General features: G+C 34.7%; 22 protein-coding genes. 8 read left to right on the forward strand and 14 right to left on the reverse strand.

What is annotated here, in order from left to right:
• Positions 1–207: 207 nt before the first annotated feature.
• The 3 genes from DMB91_RS04255 to acpP are packed head-to-tail and all read right to left on the reverse strand — an operon-like array spanning position 208 to position 2,648.
• Positions 208–1,146 (reverse strand): acetyl-CoA carboxylase carboxyltransferase subunit alpha, encoded by a 939-nt coding sequence (locus DMB91_RS04255; RefSeq protein ID WP_034905827.1) that lies wholly within the window; start codon positions 1,144–1,146, stop codon positions 208–210.
• Entirely contained in the window at positions 1,147–2,361 is a 1,215-nt protein-coding gene (locus tag DMB91_RS04260; protein WP_034905829.1) for a beta-ketoacyl-ACP synthase II, read from the reverse strand.
• A gap of 50 nt (positions 2,362–2,411) precedes the next feature.
• Positions 2,412–2,648 carry an acyl carrier protein gene (acpP, locus tag DMB91_RS04265; RefSeq protein ID WP_034905831.1) on the reverse strand — a complete coding sequence of 79 codons (237 nt, stop codon included), beginning with the start codon at positions 2,646–2,648 and terminating at the stop codon, positions 2,412–2,414.
• Between the two features lie 250 nt (positions 2,649–2,898).
• Here acpP and DMB91_RS04270 point away from each other — a divergent pair, with 250 nt between their 5' ends.
• From DMB91_RS04270 to DMB91_RS04285, 4 genes are all read left to right on the forward strand, one after another.
• Entirely contained in the window at positions 2,899–4,071 is a 1,173-nt protein-coding gene (locus tag DMB91_RS04270; RefSeq protein WP_185900259.1) for a sialidase family protein, read from the forward strand.
• The gene (locus DMB91_RS04275; protein ID WP_034905833.1) at positions 4,068–4,682 is read left to right on the forward strand and encodes a hypothetical protein; all 615 of its coding nucleotides are present in this window, start codon (positions 4,068–4,070) and stop codon (positions 4,680–4,682) included. Before DMB91_RS04270 ends, DMB91_RS04275 begins: the two co-directional genes overlap by 4 nt.
• Positions 4,679–6,685, forward strand: coding sequence for an LTA synthase family protein (locus DMB91_RS04280; RefSeq protein WP_052043229.1), 2,007 nt, complete (start codon positions 4,679–4,681; stop codon positions 6,683–6,685). The genes DMB91_RS04275 and DMB91_RS04280 overlap by 4 nt, the downstream gene beginning before the upstream one ends.
• A gap of 65 nt (positions 6,686–6,750) precedes the next feature.
• Positions 6,751–7,416 (forward strand): TenA family protein, encoded by a 666-nt coding sequence (locus DMB91_RS04285; RefSeq protein WP_034905835.1) that lies wholly within the window; start codon positions 6,751–6,753, stop codon positions 7,414–7,416.
• 144 nt (positions 7,417–7,560) lie between these two features.
• On the opposite strand, the gene fabG is transcribed toward DMB91_RS04285, so the two are convergent.
• Together fabG and gpmI are read right to left on the reverse strand one after the other, a co-directional pair.
• Positions 7,561–8,304, reverse strand: coding sequence for a 3-oxoacyl-ACP reductase FabG (gene fabG, locus DMB91_RS04290; protein WP_034905837.1), 744 nt, complete (start codon positions 8,302–8,304; stop codon positions 7,561–7,563).
• A gap of 48 nt (positions 8,305–8,352) precedes the next feature.
• Positions 8,353–9,831, reverse strand: coding sequence for a 2,3-bisphosphoglycerate-independent phosphoglycerate mutase (gene gpmI, locus DMB91_RS04295; protein ID WP_034905839.1), 1,479 nt, complete (start codon positions 9,829–9,831; stop codon positions 8,353–8,355).
• A 76-nt stretch (positions 9,832–9,907) separates the two neighbouring features.
• On the opposite strand from gpmI, the gene mraY reads away from it, so the two are divergent.
• Positions 9,908–10,969: a phospho-N-acetylmuramoyl-pentapeptide-transferase gene (gene mraY, locus DMB91_RS04300; protein WP_034905861.1), complete on the forward strand. Its 1,062-nt coding sequence runs from the start codon at positions 9,908–9,910 to the stop codon at positions 10,967–10,969.
• A 9-nt stretch (positions 10,970–10,978) separates the two neighbouring features.
• Positions 10,979–12,187: a UDP-N-acetylmuramoyl-L-alanine--D-glutamate ligase gene (gene murD, locus DMB91_RS04305; RefSeq protein ID WP_034905841.1), complete on the forward strand. Its 1,209-nt coding sequence runs from the start codon at positions 10,979–10,981 to the stop codon at positions 12,185–12,187.
• A 72-nt stretch (positions 12,188–12,259) separates the two neighbouring features.
• On the opposite strand, the gene DMB91_RS04310 is transcribed toward murD, so the two are convergent.
• From DMB91_RS04310 to ndk, 5 genes are read right to left on the reverse strand one after another with little or no spacing between them, the layout of a single operon-like run.
• Positions 12,260–13,240 carry a beta-ketoacyl-ACP synthase III gene (locus tag DMB91_RS04310; RefSeq protein WP_231549680.1) on the reverse strand — a complete coding sequence of 327 codons (981 nt, stop codon included), beginning with the start codon at positions 13,238–13,240 and terminating at the stop codon, positions 12,260–12,262.
• Positions 13,230–14,216 carry a phosphate acyltransferase PlsX gene (gene plsX / locus DMB91_RS04315; RefSeq protein ID WP_034905845.1) on the reverse strand — a complete coding sequence of 329 codons (987 nt, stop codon included), beginning with the start codon at positions 14,214–14,216 and terminating at the stop codon, positions 13,230–13,232. Before plsX ends, DMB91_RS04310 begins: the two co-directional genes overlap by 11 nt.
• Complete coding sequence (rpmF, locus tag DMB91_RS04320) at positions 14,217–14,363, reverse strand: 50S ribosomal protein L32 (RefSeq protein WP_034905847.1); 147 nt, start codon at positions 14,361–14,363, stop codon at positions 14,217–14,219.
• Positions 14,364–14,379: 16 nt separating this feature from the next.
• Complete coding sequence (locus DMB91_RS04325; RefSeq protein WP_034905849.1) at positions 14,380–14,739, reverse strand: hypothetical protein; 360 nt, start codon at positions 14,737–14,739, stop codon at positions 14,380–14,382.
• The gene (ndk, locus tag DMB91_RS04330) at positions 14,739–15,152 is read right to left on the reverse strand and encodes a nucleoside-diphosphate kinase (protein ID WP_034905851.1); all 414 of its coding nucleotides are present in this window, start codon (positions 15,150–15,152) and stop codon (positions 14,739–14,741) included. The genes DMB91_RS04325 and ndk overlap by 1 nt, the downstream gene beginning before the upstream one ends.
• Positions 15,153–15,331: 179 nt before the next feature.
• On the opposite strand from ndk, the gene DMB91_RS04335 reads away from it, so the two are divergent.
• Both DMB91_RS04335 and flhB read left to right on the forward strand, forming a co-directional pair.
• A complete protein-coding gene (locus DMB91_RS04335) occupies positions 15,332–15,928 on the forward strand; it encodes a peroxiredoxin (RefSeq protein WP_034905853.1) in 597 nt (198 codons plus the stop codon).
• Between the two features lie 133 nt (positions 15,929–16,061).
• Entirely contained in the window at positions 16,062–17,141 is a 1,080-nt protein-coding gene (gene flhB, locus DMB91_RS04340) for a flagellar biosynthesis protein FlhB (RefSeq protein ID WP_034905856.1), read from the forward strand.
• 150 nt (positions 17,142–17,291) lie between these two features.
• Here the strand turns inward: flhB and motB are convergent, their stop codons facing one another.
• The 4 genes from motB to DMB91_RS04360 all read right to left on the reverse strand — a co-directional run bounded on the left by motB (position 17,292) and on the right by DMB91_RS04360 (position 22,383).
• Positions 17,292–18,029 carry a flagellar motor protein MotB gene (gene motB / locus DMB91_RS04345; RefSeq protein ID WP_143116827.1) on the reverse strand — a complete coding sequence of 246 codons (738 nt, stop codon included), beginning with the start codon at positions 18,027–18,029 and terminating at the stop codon, positions 17,292–17,294.
• A gap of 12 nt (positions 18,030–18,041) precedes the next feature.
• Entirely contained in the window at positions 18,042–18,815 is a 774-nt protein-coding gene (gene motA / locus DMB91_RS04350) for a flagellar motor stator protein MotA (RefSeq protein WP_143116828.1), read from the reverse strand.
• A gap of 19 nt (positions 18,816–18,834) precedes the next feature.
• The gene (gene polA / locus DMB91_RS04355) at positions 18,835–21,474 is read right to left on the reverse strand and encodes a DNA polymerase I (RefSeq protein WP_034905426.1); all 2,640 of its coding nucleotides are present in this window, start codon (positions 21,472–21,474) and stop codon (positions 18,835–18,837) included.
• Positions 21,475–21,537: 63 nt separating this feature from the next.
• Positions 21,538–22,383 (reverse strand): class I SAM-dependent methyltransferase, encoded by an 846-nt coding sequence (locus DMB91_RS04360; protein WP_052043220.1) that lies wholly within the window; start codon positions 22,381–22,383, stop codon positions 21,538–21,540.
• Positions 22,384–22,475 lie beyond the last annotated feature (92 nt).

Consider the following 22,475-nt stretch of genomic DNA (forward strand, 5'->3'; position numbering starts at 1 on the left):
TTTTTCTCCTTATTTGTAGTTTTTTAATATATTTTTAGTGACAAAGCAGTTGTTGGTTTTTAAATTGGTTTTTAAAAATGAAAGGGTATTATATCAAAAAAAAAAAAAAACGAAAGGAAGTTTTTTGAAAAAGTTTGGGAAAAGATAAATAAATTTGAAAAAGTTTTGAATTTAAGCTTGATGCTATGAAGGATAGAATTAAAAGCATCAAGCCTCTTCAAAGGCACCTAGAGAAAAAATCTTTTGTATTCTGTGTGCAACGAGTTCTTTTTTATTTATATTTTCAAGTTCTTCTAAGGCTTTGCTTACATAAGTAGCAATATTTTTTGCAGCAATTTCTTTGTTTCTGTGGGCTCCATTGATACTCTCATCAATCACTGCATCAATTAAACCTTGAGATTTAAGATCATCAGCCGTTATTTTAAGGGCTTTTGCAGCTTGTTCGCTTTTAGTTGGATCGTTCCAAAGTATAGCTGCACAACCCTCAGGAGAGATGACAGAAAATACAGAGTTTTTCATCATCGCCAAACGATCAGCCACGCCTATGGCTAAAGCCCCGCCGCTTCCACCTTCGCCTATAACTACAGCAAGCGTGATAGTCTCTAAGGCACTCAGCTCATATAAATTTCTAGCTATGGCTTCGCTCTGTCCCCTTTCTTCAGCTCCGATGCCCGGATATGCTCCCGGGGTATCGATAAGAAAGAGTATAGGTAAGCCAAATTTTTCAGCTAATCTTGCTACTCTTAAAGCCTTTCTATAGCCTTCAGGGTGAGGCATACCAAAGTTTCTAGAAATTTTATCTTTTGTACCTCGCCCTTTTTGCTCGCCGATAACCATAAGCTTTTTTCCACCAAGATAGCCTATAAAACACACTATACTTGGATCATCTCTAAAGGTTCTATCGCCGTGAATTTCATAAGCATCGCTTAATAAAAGCTCGATATAATCAAGTGCATAAGGGCGATCAGGATGACGAGCAAGTTGAAGGCGTTGAAAGTCACTTAAATTTTTATATACCTTAGCAATTTCTTTTTCTAAATTTTTCTTAAGTATATTTACAGCGTCGATATCGCCTTTAATCTGAGCATTAACAATATCATCGTCAATTTGCTGAATACTCTTTTCAAAATCCAAATACGCAGCCATTTAATCCAACTTTTTAAAGATTATCGAGCCATTTGTGCCACCAAAGCCAAAAGAATTACTCATCACAGCTCTAAGTTCAGCTTTCTTAGCTACATTTGGTACATAGTCTAAATCACAATCCTCATCTTTGACAAATTGATTAATGGTTGGTGGAACTATGCCAGTATTTAAAGCCATCAAAGAAATCACAGCCTCCAAAGCTCCAGCTGCACCTAAGCAGTGTCCAAGCTGTCCTTTTGTCGAGCTAATCAGTGGTGTATTTGCACCAAAAAGTTCTTTAATCGCTGCTGTTTCATTTTTATCATTTGCTGGAGTTGAAGTGCCATGTGCATTGATATAGTCTATCTTTATGTTCCCAGCCATTTTCAAGGCTTTTTGCATAGCACGAAGCGGTCCATCAAGGCTTGGAGAAGTGATATGATGAGCATCGCCACTTTCGCCATATCCCACAAGTTCAGCATAAATTTTTGCCCCTCTTTTTTTGGCTGCTTCGTATTCTTCAAAAACTAAAGCCGCAGCACCTTCGCCCATCACAAAGCCATCTCTTTCTTTATCAAAAGGACGCGAGGCATGTTGTGGATCATCATTTCTCGTAGAAAGAGCTTTCATTGCTGCAAAGCCACCTATACCTACAGGGGAGATTGTTGCTTCAGCACCGATAACAAGCATTTTTTCAGCATCACCCAAAGCTATGCTTTTATAAGCTTCAGCAATGGCGTGAGTTGAAGCCGCACAAGCTGTAACGCAGGCTATATTAGGTCCTTTTAAGCCGTGTTCTATCGAGATAACTCCACCCAGCATATTTACAAGTGCTGATGGCACAAAAAAAGGTGAAATTTTTCTTGCACCCCTTTCAAAGCAGGTAACGGAATTTTTTTCTATATTTGGCAAACCACCTATACCAGCACCAGAGACGACGCCAAAGCTTTCTTTATCTAAATTCTCATCAAAATTCGCATCATTCATTGCTTCTTTGGCAGCTTTTATGCCAAGCTGTATAAAGCGATCAAGCTTTTTTACTTCCTTAGGATCGATCACCTCTAAAGGATCAAAATCCTTTACTTCAGCTGCAATTTGCACGGGAAATTCGCTTGCATCAAAAAGCGTGATCTTATCTACGCCACTTTTGCCTTCGCAAATTGCCTTAAAAGAACTCTCTTTGTTTAAGCCTAAAGCATTGATCATTCCAATGCCCGTAACTACAACCCTTGCCAAATTTTACTCCTTTTAATTTATAATCTTAAAATTTTTAAGATAAAATTAAATTATTTTGACAAATGTTCGTCTATATATTTTACTACATCTTCGATTTTGATGAGTTTTTCAGCATCGCTATCTGGAATTTCAACACCAAATTTTTCTTCTAAAGCCATGATAAGCTCAACTACATCTAAAGAATCAGCCCCTAGATCTTCAATGATTTTAGATTCTAATTTTACAGAATCACCATCTACACTTAATTGTTCTACAACGACACTCTTTACATCATCAAAAGTTGCCATTTTTTCTCCTTTGTAAAAATTAATAAAATAAAGCGTATTTTATAATAACTTTGCTTAAAATTGCCAAATATTGATATTTTTTTTGCTATTTTTTACATTTAAAGTCTATTTATATGCTTGATTTAGACTTTTATGAAAGTGTAATGATGGGCATTTAAGGATAGATTTAAGCCAAATATGACATAAATTTAAGTTCTTTTTTGCTATACTTCAAAACTTGAAATACAAAGAAATGGAAAAATTAAATTTAATGATGAAAAAGAGTGTTTTATTTCGTTTTATTAGTTTTATTTTGCTTGGTATTTTTTTGCTTTTGCTTGGTTTTTATCTAAGGCATACAACAAGCATAGAAAATGTATTCATAAGCGTGTCTGAAGCAAATAAAACACAAAGTGTAAAAACAAAAAAAACAAAGCAAAGTTTTTTTATCAATCCACCTGAAAAAAGCGCACATTCAAGCTCGCTTGTGGATACAAAAAAAGGGCTTATGCTTGTCTTTTTTGCTGGCTTAAAAGAAGGGCATAAAGATGTAAAAATTTATCAAAGCTTTTTTGATACTATAAAACAAGAATGGAGTGAGCCAAGAGTTATTTTAAGTGCAGAAGAGCTCTCACGTCTTAATCACAAATTCATCAAAAAGCTTGGCAATCCTGTCGTTTTTAAGGATAGTCAAAATCGTGTGCATTTTTTTGTCGTAGGCGTAAGTCTTGGTGGCTGGGCGACGAGCAAAATTTATCAATTTGTTTTTGATGAGAGTCTTGAAAAGCTTGAATTTAAGCAAGAATTACAGCTCTCAACCTTTGCAAATTTTTCTCACCTTATAAGAACACCTGCGTTAATCTATGAAAATGGAGCATTTGCTCTGCCTTTGTATCACGAGCTTATTGACAAATATCCTTTAATCGCCTTTTTTGATCAAGAAGGAAGATTTTCTCATACCAAGCGTTTAAATTCACTTAAAGGGCAGCTTCAGCCAAGCATCATCGCTTTAAATAAATCTCAGTGCCTAGTCTTTTTTCGCAACTATAAAAGTTATGAAAACACAGCCTTTGTACAAATTTGTTCTTTGGGCGCAAAAGAGTGGCAAAAGCCTTTTCAAAGTTCACTTAAAAACTATGATAGCTCAAGTGTTTTAAGTGTTTTTAAAGATCATAACGGCAAAACACAGATCTTGCTTTTGCATAATGATGGTGAGAAAAACGTGCGTTCAAGGCTTTCTTTATATTATCTTAAAGACACTAGCAAAGGCGAATTTGTGCGTTTGCTTAGTCTTGATGAGGGCGAGGAGATAAGCTATCCAGCCGCGATAATAAAAGATGAAAATTTATATATCAGTTATACTTTTAATCGTCAAAAGATTAAAATTCAAAAGCTTGATTTATCTTATTTGCAAAATCTGCTTGAGTTTAAGGGCAAAGAATGAATGTTTTAATGAGCGCGTTTTTAGTTTTTACAAGTTTGTTTTGGCTGTTTGGTTTTTTTTCTTTAAACAAAAGACTTAAAAGTATTCTTGTGCTGGTATTTTTTGTCCTTGCTTGTTTGCCTTTTTATGAGGGGCGATACTCTTTTATCACGCTTTTGTATTCTTTTTTTGACACTCCAAGTTTATTTTGTGTGCTTTTGTGTTTGTTGTTTGTGCTTAGGGGTTTAAACAAGGATTTTTCATTCAATTTTGATATATTTAAAGCCGACACAAAAAAAGCATTTAAGTGGCACTCTTTAAAACAAGTTTTAAGCTTTGTTTTGATCTTTTTTGCCTTTCTTATTGTCTTTTTAGGAGAGTTAAATTTAATCCCTTTTGATCTGTATCATAGTTCTTATTTTGTGCAAGCTGGCTTTGTTTTACTTTTTTTAGTGCTTTTGTTTTTATGTGATCAAATCTATGCTTTTTTAGCTTTAGTTTCACTTTGTAGTTTTGCATTTGGCTTTAGTGGGTTGTTTGAAAGTTTTGTTGATATTTATCTTTTTTTATATAGTTTTGCATTTTTGTTCGTTTTTTCTTTACAAATTCTTTATAAAAGACTTAGACAATGAAATACATTTTTAGCTTGAAAATCCTCGTGCTTCGCTCTTTGATCTTTATGATTTTTTTATATGCTGTGTTTTTATCTTTAAGAGTGCTTTTTATAAGCTTTTATTTTGCTGCTGTAAAAGAAGCGAGTTTTAATGAGTTTGTGCTGGCTTTTCATAATGCCTTTTGGTATGATGGGCAGATTATTGGTGTGCTTAGTGTGCTTTATTTTGTGCTGGCTTTACTGTTTAAAAACCGCTTTTTTGTGCTTGAAATTTATACTTTATTAGTGATTGTAATCAGCGTTTTTGTGGTGATAGCAAATATAGGCTTTTATGAAATTTATGCAGATATGTTTAATGCGACTTTGCTAGGGCTTATCTTTGATGATAGAAGTGCGATTTTTAAGACAGCTCAAACAGGGGATTTTAATTTAAGTTTTAAAATCCTACTTTGGCTTATCTTAAGCCTTGCATTTTATCTTTTACTAAGACTTTGTTTTAAGATTTTGCAAAGACATTGTAAAATTTCTTTTGCAAGCTTTAAATTCCTAAAAAATGGTATGCTTTTTCTACTCTTTTTCTTTTGTGTTTTATTTGCTATCAATGGACATTTTGGCTTTAAAGGCATTTCTTTAGGAAAAGAGCTTGTGCCTGTGGAAAATACCTTTTTAAGAAAGCTTAGTGTAGGAAGTTTTAGAGATCTTTTGTATGTGTATAAGGGCTATGTGAAAATTTTTAATTCTAAATTTAGTGATTATAATGATGAAAGTGTGCTTGAAACAACGAAAAATTTCTTTAAGCTTGATAGCAATGAAACGCAATTTGATCTAAGCAAACTTTTAGAAAAAGAAGTACATGGCAATAATCAAGTAAAAATCAATCATATCTTTTATATCATTGCTGAAAGCTTGAGTGAGTGGCATTTTGATGAGGAATTTAAAGAGCTTGATTTGATGCATAATCTTAACGCACTCATCAATGATAAAAAGGCCTTTAAAGCTGATATTTTTATCCAAAATGCACTCGGAACGATCAAAAGCCTTGATGTGCAAATTAGTGGGCTTTTGCAAATTGAAATTCCTTTTAATCTTAGTGTTGGCAAAAGTCCGATTTTTAAAACCTCGCCCGGTTTTATTTTTAAAGATTTAGGTTATAAAACACGTTTTTATTATGCAGGTTCTGGCACTTGGCAAAAGATCGATGTTTATACAGCTTCACAAGGCTTTGATGAAATTTTATATAATACTCAAATCATTCAAAATGCCAAAGAAAAAGGGGCTAAAGCTCCTTATGCTAATGCTTGGGGAGCGTTTGATCATTATACTTATGATTTTATCAAAGATTATACGCTTAAAAATAAAGACGAAAAAAGTTTTTCTATGATACTTACAACTTCATATCATCCGCCCTATGATCTGCCTTTGGACGAGTTTGATATTCCTTGGCAAAGAATTGACGCTTTTGTTAATACACATAAAGAAATTACCAATAAAGAACTTGCAAGAAAGGTGTTTTCACACATTTATTATCAAGATCAAATGATTGCAAAATTTATTAATGAAACCTCAAAAATCCTACCTGATAGCCTTTTTATCATCACTGGCGATCATTATGATATGAAATACCCTTATATGATCGCTTCTATAAAAACAAGCAATTCTATCCCTTTTATCGTGTATTCGCCAAAATTGCAGCCAAAAGTGCTTTTTAATGTTGGCTCTCATCTTGATATTACACCTACTATAATAGAACTTGTTGCGCCAAAGGGCTATAAATTCGCAAGTTTCGGGCAAAGTTTATTAAGCAACGATAAGGAAACAAAGGCAGGACAAAAAGAGAATTTAGGGTATTTTGCTGTGAGCAATGATCGTTTTATTTATGATGGTTTTAAGCTTGAGTATTTTCAAGGTAAAAAGGCTTTAGATGATGATGAAAATGAGGCAAAAAGGCTTTTTAAACAGCTTCAAAGAGCTAAGGCGTTAAGCTGGTGGATTTTTACAAAAGGTTATAAACTAAATGAGTAAATTTAGTTTATTTTTGGTTTTTTATTTTAAAACACTTGTTTTATCTTCAATTTAAAAGGAAAAATATGCTTTTTCAAAAACTACTCGAACAAAATGCTAAAGAATGGGACGCTTACTTACATCATAACTTTGTTAAAGAGCTAGAAAATGGCACGCTTAAGCAAGAAAATTTTTTGTTTTACCTCAAGCAAGATTATATCTTTTTGATTAATTATGCTAAAGCTTTTGCAAGACTTGCTTTAAATGCCAATACAGCCAAAGAGCTTCGTTTTGCGATGAAATTTCAAAACTATATCGTAGATGGTGAGCTTGAGCTACACAAAAAGATACTTGCTCTTGGCATAGAAGCTGATAAATTAGGTGTTAAAGATGAAAGCTTTACGAATATTGCTTATACAAGATATGTGCTAAGCGTTGGTGATAGTGGAGATTTTTTAGATATGCTTGTGGCTTTAAGTGCTTGTGCGACAGGATATGGCTATATAGGCAGGGAAATTTATGGGCGTTTAGGCAATCAAGGGCTTGTCAATCACCCTTATAAAGAGTGGATTTTAACCTATGCAAGCAAGGAATTTCAAGCTGAAGTAAAGGACTTTGAAGACTTTGTAAATAGCTATACAAACGCCGTTGATGAAGATAAATTCAAAAAACTTAGCGAAATTTTTAATACTACAACGCGTCTTGAAACAGCCTTTTGGCAACACGCTTTGATTTTGCAAATGCAAATTTAGGGAGCTATAAGATATTGGTGCTGAAGCTGGATATAAGAATATCCACTTTAATTTAGAGCATTTGTATAAAATCGCTAAGATTTAAAAGCGGATATTTGTGAGTTTTTAAGGGCGAAATTTAAAGTAGCTTTACTTTAAAATTGCTTACATATATAATCCACCGTTGATTTTTATAGTATCACCTGTAATATAACTTGCATAATCACTAAGTAAAAACGCTACGACATTTGCTACTTCTTCAGGTTCAGCAAAACGTTTTAAAGGGATATTTTCTTCATAGCTTTTTTTCACTTCTTCGCTTAAGCCTTCTGTCATATCGCTTTTGATAAAGCCCGGTGCAACGCAGTTGTAGCGTATATTTCTGCTTGCTGCTTCTTTGGCAAAGCTTTTTGTCATAGCGATCATTCCGCCTTTGCTTGCAGAGTAATTTACCTGTCCGGCATTTCCCATTTCACCGACTATAGAAGCGATATTAACCACTGCTCCAAAGCGTTTTTTGCTCATCACTTTAAAGGCTTCTTTTGAACCTAGAAAAGCTGAATCAAGATTAGTATTGACAACTTTGTTAAAATCATCTAAGCTCATTCTTAAAGCAAGATTATCATTTGTTATGCCGGCGTTATTGACAAGATAGCTTAATTCTCCATCGCTTTCAATGATAGCTTTTATACCAGCACTAAATTCAAGCTCATTGCTTGCATCAAAGCAAATCACGGCTGCATTTGTTCCATTTTTCACAAGCTCATTTTTTAAAGCATCAGCAAGTTCTGGCTTTGAGCGGTAGTTAATCCATACCTTTAAACCAAAACCAGCCAAAACCTTTGCAATGCTTGCTCCTATGCCTTTGCTCGCTCCAGTGATTAAAACATTTTTTCCGCTAAATTTCATTATTTTTCCTTTTTGAAAGTTTTCACAATTATACTTGTCATTAGTTAATCAAAACAAAGCCTCATTCATCTCATCTGGCTTTGTTATATCCATTATTTTAAGCACACTAGCTGCAAGATTGCTTAAGCCCATATCCTCTTTGAGCTTATGCACTCCTAAAGCTTCCACAAAACAAAATACATCAAAAGTTGTGTGATTGGTAAGTTTGTTACCCATTTCATCTTGCATAGCTTCACAATTTCCATGATCACTTGTGATAATGAAAGCGTATTTATGCTCTCTTGCCTTTTCTATGAGCTTTCCTAAGCATTCATCTATAGTCTCTACAGCTTTTACGCAGGCTTCAAAATTACCCGTATGTCCTACCATATCGCCATTTGCGAAATTTACCACGATGAAGTCCTCGCCCTTTTCAATGCCCTTTAACACCCCATCAAGCACCTCATAAGCACTCATCTGTGGCTTTTCATCATAGGTTTTCACCTTTGGACTTGGCACTAAAATACGGCTTTCATTAAGCACCAATTCTTCTTTACCACCATTAAAAAAGAAGGTTACATGAGCGTATTTTTCAGTTTCTGCGGTGTGAAGCTGGCTTAAATTTTCCTTTGCAATCGTTGCGGCTAGGGTATTTTCTATCTTTTCTTTTTCAAAGAGCACAGGTAGATTAAAATCATCATCATACACCGTCATACTTAGCATTTTTTTGATGATACAAGAGCGATTAAATTCTTTAAAATCATCGCTATTTAAGGCAAATACAAGCTGTTTCATTCTATCGTTTCTAAAATTGATCAAAATCACGCTATCATCAGCTTCTATGCCCTTAAAATCAAGCGTGCTTACAGGCTCGATAAACTCATCAGTAACGCCATTTTCATAGGAATTTGCCACATAAGCACTTAAGCTTTGCACCTTTAAAGAGTGTCCAAAAAGTGTATCGTAGTATTTTTTCACTCTTTCATAACGTTTGTCTCTATCCATGGCAAAAAACCTGCCCCCAAGCGTGCCAAGCTTCATTTCTTTATTTTTTGCAAAACGCTCTAGCTTCTTGATAAATTCAAGCCCACTTGTAGGTAAAACATCACGTCCATCAGTAATGGCGTGTAAAATCACCTCTTTACCTTGATCTTTGCAAATTTCAGCCACAGCGTTGAAATGGTTTAAATGCGAATGCACTCCTCCATCGCTGTAAAGTCCTATAATATGCACTTTTTCACAAGTGTTTAAAAGTTTTTCAAGTTCTTTTGAATGCTTTAAAGTATCTTCTTCTATGGCTTTATTAATACGCACAAGATTTTGATAGATAATGCGTCCGCTTCCTATACACATATGTCCTACTTCGCTATTGCCCATTTGTCCTTCTGGTAAGCCTACAGCTAAGCCACTTGTTTTAATAAGCGTGTGAGGCACTTCTTGAAAAAGTTTGTCATAATTTGGTTTTTTTGCCTTTGCAAAAGCATTATAATACGAGCTTTCATTATGTCCTATGCCATCTGTAATGACTAAAATACATTTTTGTTTCATTTTTACTCTTTTATAAGGAAATTTTAGGGCAGATTTTACTATAATTTTGCTTTCAAAAAGCAAAAAGGCAAAAATTTTGTATTATCTTTCTTATTTCAGTGATTATGCTTTCTTTACTTATATCAGCGTTCGTTCAGGCTTTGCGTTTTTTATCGCCTTGTGCTTGTCTTTGTTTTTAATGCCAAAATTTATCAAATGGGCAAAGGTTAAAAATGCTAAACAACCAATCTATGAGCATGCTCCAAGCTCTCACAAAAGCAAATGTGAAACGCCAACCATGGGCGGTTTGATTTTTATTTTTGCGACTTTAGTAGCAAGCTTGTTGTGTGCTAAGCTTGATAACTTGCTTGTGATGATGGCTTTGCTTGTGCTGTTTCTTTTTTGTGCGATTGGGCTTGTTGATGATCTGGGTAAGGTGCTTAAAAAGGATAATCACTCAGGTTTAAGCGTAAGAGCAAAGATGTGTTTTTTGATCTTAGCAGCTTTTGTCTGTGTTTTGCCTTTGTATTTAAGTTCAGCCTTATCTACTGAGCTTTTTGTGCCTTTTTACAAATATCCACTTTTTGATATGGAGATTTTTGCTCTTGTTTTTTGGGTTTTAGTCATCATTTCAAGCTCAAATGCTGTGAATTTAACAGATGGACTTGATGGACTTGCAACCGTGCCTTCTATCTTTTCTTTGGCGACTTTGGGTATTTTTATGTATCTAAGTGGTAATGCTTTATATAGTGAATACCTCTTTTTGCCTAAGATTGTAAATTTGGGCGAAGTTGTCATTGTGTGTTGTGCTTTAATAGGAGCTTTAATTGGCTTTTTGTGGTATAATTGCTATCCAGCACAAGTATTTATGGGCGATAGTGGCAGTCTAGCTTTGGGAGGGTTTTTGGGGTATCTAGCTACCATCTCAAAAAATGAGTTTTTACTCTTGCTTATAGGCTTTGTCTTTGTGCTTGAAACTATTTCTGTGATCTTACAAGTAGGAAGCTTTAAAATTTTTCATAAAAGAGTATTTAAAATGGCACCCATTCATCATCATTTTGAAAAAATAGGCTGGGTGGAAAATAAAATCATCGTGCGTTTTTGGACTATAGCCTTGCTTGTAAATCTACTTGCTCTTGCGACGATTAAACTTCGCTAAGGATTTAAAATGAAAATTTCACTTTTTGGATACGGCAAAACAAACAAAGCCATAGCACAAGAGCTTTTTGATCGTTTTGGAGCATTTGATATTTATGATGATCATTTTAAGGGTGAGGGTAAAGATGAGTTTGGAAATTCCTTGCTTGAAAATAGCCTTTTTGATCCTTTAAAAAGCGAGCTTGAGATCGTAACACCGGGCTTCTTACCAAATCACGAGCTTGTTTTAAAGGCTAAGCATTTAACAAGTGAGTATGATTTTTTTTATGATGCCATGCCAAAAAGTGTGTGGATCAGCGGAACAAACGGCAAAACCACTACTACGCAGATGACTCAACATCTTTTAAGTGATATAAAAGCACAAATGGGAGGCAATGTAGGCATACCGCTAGCTAAGCTTAATCCTTATGCTAAGCTTTGGATACTTGAAACTTCATCTTTTACTTTGCACTACACACACACAGCTAAGCCTGAAATTTACGCACTTTTACCTATCACTGAAGATCATCTTTCTTGGCATGGTTCTTTTAAAGCCTATGAAAAAGCAAAATTAAGCGTGCTAGAGCGTATGAATGAAGGCGATGTGGCTTTGCTTCCTGAAATTTATGCAAAAACACCAAGCAAAGCTTATATCATCAGCTATAAAGATGAATTTGATCTAGCAAACAAATTTGATATAGACATTCAAAAAGTCAATTTTAAAAGCCCTTTTTTACTTGATGCAATTATGGCTTTAAGTATAGAAAAAATCCTGCTTGATCGTATAAGTTATGAAAAAATCAATGTCTTTAAGATAGAAGCACACAAACTAGAAGAACTTAAAGACAGCCAAAACAGACTTTGGGTCAATGATACAAAAGCTACAAATTTAGACGCTTGCTTAATGGCTTTAAAACATTTTAAAGGAAAAAAAATTCATCTTATTATAGGAGGTGATGATAAGGGTGTGGATTTAAGCGAGCTTTTTAAAGAGTGCAAAAAGCAAAAAATCAAGCTTTATATTATAGGCTTAAGCACTCAAAAGCTAGTCGCAAAAGCAAGTGAGTTTGAGCTTGAGTTAGAAAAATGCTACGAGCTAAAAACAGCAGTAGAAAAAATTTCAAAACAACTTTTAAAAGATGAAGTAGCCTTGCTTAGTCCAGCTTGTGCCAGTCTTGATCAGTTTAGTTCTTATGCTCAAAGAGGTGAGGTATTTAAGGAACTTGTGAGGGCTTTGTGATTTTACTTTAAGAACTTGAGTTTTATGAGTAAAGTTGTAAGAGTAGCAGTCTGCCCCATCCAATTTTCTATATCAAGAAAAATTTTTTCCACCAAAATAAAGCAGGGCAGAACCCCACACAAAGCCACCACCAAAGGCATCAAGTAAGATTAGATCACCTTGTTTAAGCCTGCCTTGCTCGTAAGCTTCATTCATCGCCATTGGTATGGATGCTGCTGAGGTATTGCCGTATTTTTGCACGGTTAAGACACATTTATCATCGCTAAAATTAAGCCTTTCTTGCACGGCTTTGATGATTCTTAGATTGGCTTGATGAGGTATGAAAAGGTCTATTTTATCGGGACTGATTTTGTTTTTGGCAAGAATTTCAACAACATCATTTTGTAGCATTTGCACAGCGACTTTAAAGACCTCATTGCCTTTCATTTTCATAGCTAAAGGCGAGCAAAAGCTTGATTTTTTGGCTCTGTCTATCTTTAAAAGCTCGCTGTATCTACCATCACTTGCCGTATGCACATCAAGTATAGGATAGCCTTCATCTTTGCTAATTACTGCTGCACCAGCTCCATCGCCAAATAAAATGCAAACACTTCTATCTTCATAGTCCATTACCGAGCTTGTTTTTTCAGCTCCCACGATAAGCACATTTTTCTTTGCCCCACTTTCAATGAGCGAGCGAGCTACTTCAAGCAAGTATATAAAACCCGCACAGCCTGCACTTATATCAAAGGCTGTAATGTTTTTCAAACCTAAATTTGAAGCGACAATACACGCTGTTGAAGGCATGGTAAAATAATCCGGACTTAAGCTTGCAACGACTATAGCATCGATATCTTCAGGCTTTAAATTTGCTCTTTGAACGGCTAAGATTGCAGCTTTAGTGCCAAGATCGCTAGACTTTTCATCATCTTGAGCGATATGTCGTTCTTTGATACCGGTTCGTTTTTGTATCCATTCATCTGAGGTATCGATGAGTTTTTCTAAGTCTTTATTGCTTAAAATTTGCTCAGGTATATACGCGGCGATGCTTTTAAGGCTGGCTTTATTTGTCATATTTTGCAAGTTCATCTTCTATGACTTTATTGATATTTGATTCGCTAAAAAGTAGGGCTTGAAGCATAGCGTTTTTAATTGCTCTTGCATCGCTTTTTCCGTGTGAAATGATCACGCAACCATTTATACCAAGTAAAGGAGCTCCGCCGTATTCTTGCCAATCAATATGCTTTTTAAGTTTTGAAAAAACGCCTCTCATTAGCATAGCTCCAAGGCTTGCGAGCAAGGATTGCTTGACTTCGCTTTTTAAAATTTTAAAAATAGCCGTTGCTGTGCCTTCGCAGGCTTTTAAAATCACATTGCCGCTAAAACCATCACATACTAGCACATCAATACTACCATTGAAAATATCTCTACCCTCAGCATTGCCAACAAAACTTTCAAGCTGCTTTAAGAGCAAATGGCTTTCTTTAGTAAGTTCATTTCCCTTTGTTTCTTCTTCGCCATTTGAAAGTAGGGCGATTCTAGGCTTGGCTATATTCATTAGCACCTTAGCATAGGCTTCACCCATAACGCCAAATTGAAACAAATGCTCGCTTTTACAATCTACATTTGCTCCAACATCTAAAAAAAGTGTCTTAGAATGTGTGTTTGGCATAAGTGTGGCTATGGCTGGACGCACTACATTTTTTACGCGTCCTATACGCAAGGTTGCTAAAGACATAGTCGCTCCACTATGCCCTGCTGAAACGACGGCTTGAGCTTTTTTTTCTCGCACAAGTTCAACAGCCTTATAAATAGTGCTTTGCTTATGTTTTAAAGCTTCGGTTGCACTTTCTTCCATAGGAAAAATTTCATCAGCTTGTTCAAAGCTAATGTATTGCATAAGATCGTTTGGGATAAGAGGTTTTAAACGTTTTTCATTACCGACTAAGATAGCCTTAAAAGCTTTTTCACGCAAGGCTTGCACTAAACCCTGCATAATAGGCTTTTCGCCATAATCTCCACCCATTGTATCAACAGCAACGCTTATCAATTAGTATTCCTTGGTTATAGGATTGACTCTATGAGGCATTTTAAAACTGCCATCTTTGTCTTTGATAGGCTTTGCAAGCTCTATTTTATAATGAGTTCTGCGTTTTGCAGCTCTGGTTTTGCTCATTCTTCTTTTAGGAACTGCCATTGTCTTTTTCTCCTTTTTAAAATTTATTTTTGCATTCTTGGCAATAAAAATAATCACTCAAATAACTCTCAAGCTCGCTTATAGCAAGTTCAAGTAAATCAATTTGTCCGTCAAAAAACTCAAGCGTGTCGCTAAGCTTATTATCTTTGTCCTTGAAAATTCCATCACTTAAAAAAAGCTTTAAATTTTCATTAATGTGAAGCTCAATTTCCTCCCCGCACGAATCGCAAGGTCTATATACAAAGCCTTGCATATTCATCTTAAGCTCAGCTAAATTTGGCTTTGTCTTCGTAAGCTCTCCTTCAAAGAACATATTCTCAAGGTTGAGCTTAAAAGGGTAAGCGGTGTGATTGAGCCTAGAAAAAGCGATTTTCATTAAAGAATTTCATCTTCTTTGAAAAAGAATTTGATCTCATTTTGAGCATTTTCCAAGCTATCACTACCATGAACAGCGTTTGCATCTATACTCTGGGCAAAATCAGCTCTTATAGTGCCTTTTGCAGCTTCTTTTGGGTTGGTTGCTCCCATCAATTCTCTGTTTTTTAAGACAGCATTTTCGCCTTCTAAAACCGAAACAACAACAGCACCACTTGTCATAAATTCAACCAAATCTTTAAAAAAAGGTCTCTCTTTATGAATAGCATAAAATTCAGCAGCCTGTTCTTTGCTGAGTTTAAGCTTTTTAAGGGCGGCTATTCTTAAGCCATTTTTTTCAAAACGAGCAAGAATTTCGCCTATAACGCCTTTTTTAACAGCGTCTGGTTTGATAATAGAAAGTGTGCGTTGCAAAGTGTTCCCCTTGAAAAATTTATTAATTTCTAGCTTTAGTGCTAAAATTATAGCAATTTTTTTTTAAAAAAGATTTAAAACAAGCTGTAAAGAAGTGAAAAATGAGTTTTTAGTTTATTTTAAACATTAAATGATATAATTTCATTGCTAATAAAATTTATTATCTAAGGAGAATAACAATGATCGTAACCAAAAAAGCACCAGATTTTGTAGCTGCTGCAGTTTTAGGCGATAACCAAATCGTTGAAGATTTTAATCTTTACAAAAATATCGGTGAAAAAGGTGCCGTAGTTTTCTTTTACCCAAAAGATTTTACCTTTGTATGTCCGTCTGAAATCATCGCTTTTGATAAAAGATATAAGGATTTTAAGGCAAGAGGCATTGAAGTAATCGGTATTTCAGGCGATAACGAATTTTCGCATTTTGCTTGGAAAAATACTCCAGTGAATGAAGGTGGCATAGGACAAGTGCAATTTCCTCTTGTAGCTGATTTAACAAGAGAAATTGCCAGAAGTTTTGATGTGCTTTTTAACGAAGCTGTGGCTCTTCGTGGTTCATTTTTACTTGATAAAGATGGCACTGTCCGACATGCAGTTATCAATGACTTACCGCTTGGTAGAAACATTGATGAAATGATAAGAATGGTTGATACTATGCTTTTCACAAATGAACACGGCGAAGTTTGTCCAGCTGGCTGGAATAAAGGTGATGAAGGTATGAAGGCTGATCCTAAGGGCGTGGCTGATTATCTAGGCAAACACGAAAAAGATTTATAAATTCTTTTTAAGCCTCTGTAAAAGGAGGCTTTTGTTCTTTTAAACTCACAAAATCTACATTTAAAAGTAAATTCTTTATAAAGCTACTTAAATTATGTTAAAATCCACTTTATACTTTTCATAAAGGCAAAAAATGGCAGCTGATGATCAAGAAAAGACAGAAGAAGCGACGAGCAAGAAGATAGAAGATGCCAGAAAAGATGGCAATGTCCCAAAGTCTCAAGATGCCGCTGCAGTGGTAACCTTGATCGTCGGCGTTGTTGTAGTGCTGTTTTTGGTGAGCTTTTTAGGTGAAAGAATTATGAACCTATATCGTTATTATCAAAGCTTTATCGGTGTAGAAATTGATATTAAAATTTTACAAGCCATTGCTATTAAAACGATTTTTGAAGCTGTGATTATGCTTTTGCCTATAGTTTTAAGTATTATGATCGCCGGGGTTTTGGGAAATTTAATGCAGTTTGGTTTCATTTTTACTACAAAGCCTATAACACCAAATCTTAACAAAATCAATCCTATCAAAGGACTTGCGAATTTATTTTCCTTAAAAAAAGCTGTAGAGTCTGTTAAAATAGTGCTTAAAGTCAGTATAGTTTTTAGCATAGCTTTTGTATTTTTGCTTCAGTTTATGACAGAACTTCCTCGCGTCGAACTTTATGATATAGTTTCTCAACTTTATTGGTTACGAGAAAAGGCTATAGTCTTAGCTGCTGTGGTGATCATCGCCTTTTTTTTGATAGGAATTTTAGATATTCTTTTGGTGCGTTTTCAGTATTTTAAGGGTTTGAGAATGTCTAAACAAGAAGTTAAAGACGAATACAAGCAAATGGAAGGAGATCCGCAGGTTAAAGGACGCATTCGCCGTTTGCAAATGGAAGCAGCTCGCAGACGAATGGTGCAAGATGTGGCTGGGGCTGATGTGGTGATTACCAACCCTACCCACTATGCTGTAGCTTTAAGATATGATAATAGCAAAGAACCAGCTCCTAGGATAGTAGCTAAGGGAGTAGATTTTTTAGCGTTAAAGATCAAAGAAATCGCTTATGAACATAAGGTCTTAGTCTATGAAAACCCACCTCTTGCAAGAGAACTTTATAAGGTTTGTGATGTAAATGATCTTATCCCAAAAGAGCTTTTTAGGGCTGTGGCTGAGGTTTTAAGCTTTGTTTATACCTCAAACAAGCAAAAATATGGCGATCGTTTGAAAGGTTGAGTGTGGATTTATATTTGAAATGACAAATTCTCTTGTTAGAATTAAAAAATAAATACGAGGCACACAAAAAGCACAAAATTCACTTTTTTAATATTCTTTACAATCCATCTTTTGTAATCTACACGCAAAGCACCTTATATTCTTTTGTTTTTAATTACCTTGAAAGTTTTTAAGATTTTCAAGCACTGATTTTTGGGTTTGCTCATCACTCGTGTCGATTTTGTAATAAATTTCAACTCTATTATTTTCAAGTGAGCTTGCATCGTTGTTTAAAGGGTTGTTTAAACCAAAGCTTTTCAGGCTGATATTTTTTACATTCACTCCACCATTTATAAAAAACTCCGCCACACTTTGAGCTCTTTCATATGCTAAAGCAAAGCTTCTTTGAGCTGTGTCGCTATTATCTGTGTAGCCTTGAATTTCGATCTTGACTTGAGGTGGTTGCTGCAAAGAAAATTCGATCATGTATTTTAAAAAGTCTTGAATGTCAGCTGAAGTGATTTGTGCGCTTCCTCTTTCAAACTGCACACGAGCTGGTAGATGAAGGGCGACTTGATTTTCGCTTTGATCAAGAGCAGCTTTAAGTTTTTGTATAGTTTCTTGCTGTGTCATAGTAAGGGCTTTTAGGGCTTCGATTTGATCTTGAGGCTGTTTTGAAGCACCTTGAAATCTTTGTTGATTTTGGCTTTCTTGTTCTATGGTATGACTTGGCGTGAAGTCAAAGATTTTGATAAATTCAGTTTTTAAAGCTTCTACTTTGGCTGGGTTACTTTCGCTGATCGCCCAAAGTGCGATAAAAAGAGCTAAGAGTAAAGATAAAAAATCCGCATACGGCACAGCCCATTTTTCACCTGCTGGACATTCTGGACATTTATGTTTTTTAGCCATTTTTACCCTTTATTATTTTTCAAATTGTGAAATTCGCACATCGCCATGACTTAAGAAATTAAAAAGTTTAGCTTCTAAGTCTCTTGGGTTAGCTCCTTCTGCTATACCTTTGATAGCTTCGGTAATCACTCTTTGTTCTTTAACTAAATCCATACCATTAGCTCTCATTTTATTGCCCCAAGGTGCAAAAAGTGCATAACAACCAAATATACCCGTAACCGTTGCTGTAAAAGCTCCTGCGATACCAAGTGCCATTTCTTGAGGATTATCAAGTTTTTGTAGAGCCAGCATAAGCCCCATAACCGCTCCAACAAGTCCCATAGTAGGACAAGTTTCGCCAAAACGCAACCAATACTCACCACACTCTTTATAATGTTCTTCAAGCTCTTCAGTTTGAATTTCCATTGCTTCTCTGATCTCATCAAAACTTTTGCCATCAACAAGCATCATCAAGGCATTTCTTAAAAATTCATTTTCTATATCGTTTGTTTTTGATTCAAGTGCGAGTAAGCCGTCTCTTCTTGCGATGATTGAAAACTCAATGAGTTGGGCTATCCTTTCACCAAGATTAACCTTTGCACCGGTAAAGACGATTTTAAGTTCGCTAAAAGCAGCTTTGACAATCTTTTTATGTGTTGCTGTCATTGCACAAAAAGCAGCTGTTGGGATCACAATAAGAAGGGAGCTAAGATGTATAACATGCAAAGGGTTTCCACCCTCTAAAATATCGCCCACAGAAATACTTGCTGTAGCGAGTATCATACCTAGTATAGTTGTTAAATCCATATTTTAAATGCTCCTTATTTTATTTTAAATCACCCCAATTTTTCGCAATGCTAGCTGAGGTTTTTAAATTAACTTTTAATTTTACTATATTTTGCATAATATTTTGAGCAAAATCGCTAAATTTTTTTATAAATTCATCTTTTACCTCAAAAATAAGCTCATCATGAATTTGCAAAATGAGCTTTTTTTCATCATCTAAGACTTTAGCGATCTCAAGCATGGCAAGCTTGATAATATCAGCTGCTGAGCCTTGAAGTATGGAATTTACGCTTTCTCTTTCAAACATAGCTACTTGCATAGGTTTAGCATCGGTGAAATTAAAATACCGCTTCCTACCACTTAATGTGCTGATAAATCCAACTTTTTTTGCTTCGCTTTTTACCTTTTCAAAATAGCTTTTTATGCTTGTGAAATTCTCAAAATATCGTTCTATATAGCTTTTAGCGAGTTCAGCTTTAATGTTTAAATTTTGACTTAAGGTTTTATAACCCATGCCATAAATCAGTCCAAAGTTAATACTTTTTGCGATACTTCTTGTTTCATAATTACTCTCGCCAAAGATCATAGTAGCTGTTTTTGCATGTATATCTTCATCATTTTTAAAAGCTTCTAAAAGCTTTTGATCTTCGCTAAAATGAGCCAGCATTCTTAGCTCGATTTGCGAATAATCTATGCTTAAAAAGCTAAAACCTTCCTTAGCCACAAAGCAAGTTTTATAATCTTTTGCGTATTGTCCGTGTGCTGGTATGTTTTGTAAATTTGGCTCTTTTGAAGAAAGACGTCCTGTAGCGGTGCCGGTTTGTAAAAAACTTGAGTAAATTCTTGATTTTTCATCTTTTAAAGCAAGTTTTAAAAGTGGCTCACAATACGTCGAGTAAAGCTTGGCTAGTTCTCTATAAGCAAGGATTTTGCTGATGCAAGGGTGCTTATCGATAAGCTCATTAAGCACTTTTTCATCGGTTGAATACCCTGTTTTGCCCTTTTTGCCACTTGGTAATTTGAGCTTTTCAAAGAGTATATCACCAACTTGTTTTGGCGAGTTAAGGTTAAATCTATCCTCGCAAAGCGTGTAAATTTCTTCGCTCAACACTTTAATGTCTTTTTCAAAACGACTCATCAATACTTCAAGGCTTTGCGTATCAAGTTTGATACCATTTTCTTCCATCATCATAATGACTTTGATAAACTCAAATTCGCTCTTAAAAGCTAAATCTAAAAGTTTTGGTTCTAAATTCTGCAAAAAATATAAATAAAATCTTAGTGTAACATATGCGTCTTCAGCAGCATACAAACACGCCTTTTCAAGTTCTACACTTGCAAAGCTTTCGCCTTTTTTAACAAGACTTTCAAACTGCAAGGTTTCATAATCAAATAGCCTTTGGGCTAAATCGTCCATATTCACTCTTAAGCTTGGATTAAAAAGCCATGCTAAGATCATAGTATCAGCATATTTTGCTGGGGGTAAGAGATTAAAGTTTTGCTTGATAATCTTAAAGTCAAATTTAAGATTATGCCCTACCACAAAATGTGTGAAAATCTTTTCTATAGCCTTTTTTGCACTTAAGAGCGAAATTTGAGCTGGCACACCAAGATAAGAATGGGCTAAAGGTATATAAAATGCCACTTGCTCGTTCATGCAAAAACTAAAGCCTACGATCTTTGCACTTTTTGTGTCAAGTCCTGTTGTTTCGGTATCAAAAGCAATAATACTTTCTTCATCAAGGCTTTGTAAAATTTCAAACAATTCATTTTCATCAAGGATCAAACGAGCTTTAAAGCCTAAATTTTTGTCTTTATTTTCTGGACTTTGGCGAAGTTTTTTTAGCAAAACATTAAGCTCATATTCTTCAAGTATATCAAAAACTTTTAAGAGTGGCTCATCATCTGGATACAAAGCATTTTCAAGCAAATTTCCAACTTCTAAATTTTCATACAAAGATGCAAGTTTTTTGCTCAAAAAGGCATTTTCTTTGCCTTCTAAAAGCAGTTTTTTGCTCCTTTCGTTGCGAATGAGCATGAGATTTTCATAAATTCCTTCTAAAGAGTTAAACTCATTAAGTAATGTTTTTGCACCCTTTGTGCCTATGCCTTTAACACCGGGTATATTATCTGAAGTGTCTCCACAAAGGGCAAGAAAATCTTTGATTTGAGAAGGTTTGACGCCGTATTTTTCAACGCAAGCGGCTTCACCATAATCATTTTTTGAAATAGGGCTATAAATGCTAACTTTATCATCTTTGATAAGTTGATATAAGTCTTTATCCTGTGTGATGATACGTATAAAAATATCTTTATTTTCGCATTCTTTTACCATAGAAGCGATGATGTCATCAGCCTCATACCCTTCACGAGAAACACTTAAAAAGCCCATTTTTTCAATCATTTCAATGCAAATTGGGATTTGTTCTAAAAGTTCAGTTGGGGGCGGGGTGCGGTTGATCTTGTAGTTTGGATCGATTTGAGAACGAAAAGTTTTACCCTTGCTATCAAGTGCAAAGATGATATAATCACTTTTGTGTTCGTTTTTTAAGCTATAAATAAAATTTGCAAAACCAGCGACCATACCACTTGGTTTGCCCTTAGAATTTCTAAAACCCTTTAGAGCATAAAATAATCTAAAAAAAAAGCCAAAAGTGTCAATAATTGTTAAAGTTTTCATGATTTTACTCTTTTTGCTGAAGTCTTGGGGTATTATAGCAAAAAGAGCTAAGATAAAGCAAATTTAAGCTTTTAAATCTTTATTTTCCCAAAGCATAACAGGCATATCTGGAGCTTTTGGCATTCTATGTAAAGTATAAAGAATTTGCATATTAAGATTAAAAGGCTCTTTCCTTAAATCAAGGCATCTATAACCCCCAAGACTTATATCGCCATTTACATTTTCAGCTATATCATTAGTAATAAGAGCAAATTTATATTTATGTAAATTGGCTATAAATTCTTTGATTTTAGCATTTGGTAAGTGCTGCAAAACATCCTTGCAGATGATAAGATCAGCGCTTGGCAAGGTAGAAAAATCTCCATCATAAAGAAAAAATTGAATATTTTCTTTATGATAATTTTTGCTATTGTTTTCCACTACAAAACTTGCCACATCAAAACCTTTATAATCAATGCCATTAAAGTTTATATTTTTAGAAAATTGCCAATCCCCACACCCACAATCAACTATGCTTTTAATATAATATTTTTTGAAAAAATCCTGCAAAAATTCAACATATCCTGCACAAAATTGCTCATTTGAGCCAGGTCCTGAGCCTTGTCCCCAATAGTTATTTTTGTAAATGCTATTAAAGACAGAATTTGAGTTTGAATTTTCCTGTAAAAGTATTTTTATGAAAGTAAGTTCGTTGCGTATGCTGTAAATAATGTTTGTATTGCACTCTAAATTAATAAGTCGCTCATCTTGTTTGGTAAATTCTTGCTTTATATCGCATTGCAAATTTATAAATTGCTTATTTCCCTCAATAAGCCTTTGCTCTATATCCTCGAGCTTGTATTGCAATTTATCAATATATAAGTCCCACACCCTAAGCCTTTTTCTTAGTTTTTTAAAGATTTTTAGCATAAAATGTTCCTTTTTGAGTTAATTTTTTGAAATTATATTAATTTTCCATAAAATTTTTATTTAACCCCATAAGTTTTGTTTGTAAAAAACTC

Origin of the sequence: Campylobacter sp. MIT 97-5078 (assembly GCF_006864455.1) — a bacterium.
GTDB lineage: Bacteria > Campylobacterota > Campylobacteria > Campylobacterales > Campylobacteraceae > Campylobacter_D.

What these genes read in the sequence shown, in the direction of transcription:
- DMB91_RS04255 (WP_034905827.1), bottom strand. Translation starts at nt 1,146, where the DNA reads ATGGCTGCGTATTTGGATTTTGAAAAGAGTATTCAGCAAATTGACGAT.
- acpP (WP_034905831.1), bottom strand. Translation starts at nt 2,648, where the DNA reads ATGGCAACTTTTGATGATGTAAAGAGTGTCGTTGTAGAACAATTAAGT.
- DMB91_RS04270 (WP_185900259.1), top strand. Translation starts at nt 2,899, where the DNA reads ATGATGAAAAAGAGTGTTTTATTTCGTTTTATTAGTTTTATTTTGCTT.
- DMB91_RS04275 (WP_034905833.1), top strand. Translation starts at nt 4,068, where the DNA reads ATGAATGTTTTAATGAGCGCGTTTTTAGTTTTTACAAGTTTGTTTTGG.
- DMB91_RS04280 (WP_052043229.1), top strand. Translation starts at nt 4,679, where the DNA reads ATGAAATACATTTTTAGCTTGAAAATCCTCGTGCTTCGCTCTTTGATC.
- DMB91_RS04285 (WP_034905835.1), top strand. Translation starts at nt 6,751, where the DNA reads ATGCTTTTTCAAAAACTACTCGAACAAAATGCTAAAGAATGGGACGCT.
- fabG (WP_034905837.1), bottom strand. Translation starts at nt 8,304, where the DNA reads ATGAAATTTAGCGGAAAAAATGTTTTAATCACTGGAGCGAGCAAAGGC.
- gpmI (WP_034905839.1), bottom strand. Translation starts at nt 9,831, where the DNA reads ATGAAACAAAAATGTATTTTAGTCATTACAGATGGCATAGGACATAAT.
- murD (WP_034905841.1), top strand. Translation starts at nt 10,979, where the DNA reads ATGAAAATTTCACTTTTTGGATACGGCAAAACAAACAAAGCCATAGCA.
- DMB91_RS04310 (WP_231549680.1), bottom strand. Translation starts at nt 13,240, where the DNA reads ATGACAAATAAAGCCAGCCTTAAAAGCATCGCCGCGTATATACCTGAG.
- rpmF (WP_034905847.1), bottom strand. Translation starts at nt 14,363, where the DNA reads ATGGCAGTTCCTAAAAGAAGAATGAGCAAAACCAGAGCTGCAAAACGC.
- DMB91_RS04325 (WP_034905849.1), bottom strand. Translation starts at nt 14,739, where the DNA reads ATGAAAATCGCTTTTTCTAGGCTCAATCACACCGCTTACCCTTTTAAG.
- DMB91_RS04335 (WP_034905853.1), top strand. Translation starts at nt 15,332, where the DNA reads ATGATCGTAACCAAAAAAGCACCAGATTTTGTAGCTGCTGCAGTTTTA.
- flhB (WP_034905856.1), top strand. Translation starts at nt 16,062, where the DNA reads ATGGCAGCTGATGATCAAGAAAAGACAGAAGAAGCGACGAGCAAGAAG.
- motB (WP_143116827.1), bottom strand. Translation starts at nt 18,029, where the DNA reads ATGGCTAAAAAACATAAATGTCCAGAATGTCCAGCAGGTGAAAAATGG.
- motA (WP_143116828.1), bottom strand. Translation starts at nt 18,815, where the DNA reads ATGGATTTAACAACTATACTAGGTATGATACTCGCTACAGCAAGTATT.
- polA (WP_034905426.1), bottom strand. Translation starts at nt 21,474, where the DNA reads ATGAAAACTTTAACAATTATTGACACTTTTGGCTTTTTTTTTAGATTA.
- DMB91_RS04360 (WP_052043220.1), bottom strand. Translation starts at nt 22,383, where the DNA reads ATGCTAAAAATCTTTAAAAAACTAAGAAAAAGGCTTAGGGTGTGGGAC.